This window comes from Streptomyces violens, assembly GCF_000717745.1.
Taxonomy (GTDB): domain Bacteria; phylum Actinomycetota; class Actinomycetes; order Streptomycetales; family Streptomycetaceae; genus Streptomyces; species Streptomyces violens.
This window is the reverse complement of the sequence record NZ_JOBH01000049.1, coordinates 1-315: the sequence shown is the minus strand read 5'-3', so window position 1 is coordinate 315 and position 315 is coordinate 1. Positions and strand designations below refer to the sequence as shown.

Below are 315 nucleotides of genomic sequence, written 5' to 3'. Positions count from 1 at the left end.
GCTGGACACCTGCGAGCACCTGACCGATGCCTGCGCGTTCGCCGCCGAGGCACTGCTGAGGGCGGCGCCCGGCCTGCGGATCCTGGCGACCAGCCGTCGGGCCCTGGACGTGGTGGGCGAGCGGATCCTGACCATCGAGCCGTTGCCGGTGCCCGAGGTCGAGGATGCGCGGGCGGGCGCGGCGGATGCGGTGCTCCTGCTCACCCTGCGTGCCAGGGAGGCGGTGCCCGGTTTCACGGTCACCGATGCCGACCGCGCGGAGCTGGTACGGCTGTGCCGGCGGCTGGACGGGCTGCCGCTGGCGATCGAGCTGGC

The 315-nt window shown here is 74.6% G+C and carries 1 pseudogene; it reads left to right on the top strand.

Annotation, left to right across the window (positions count from 1 at the left end):
* A pseudogene (locus IF04_RS36365) lies at positions 1-315 on the top strand (hypothetical protein); the annotation flags it as partial.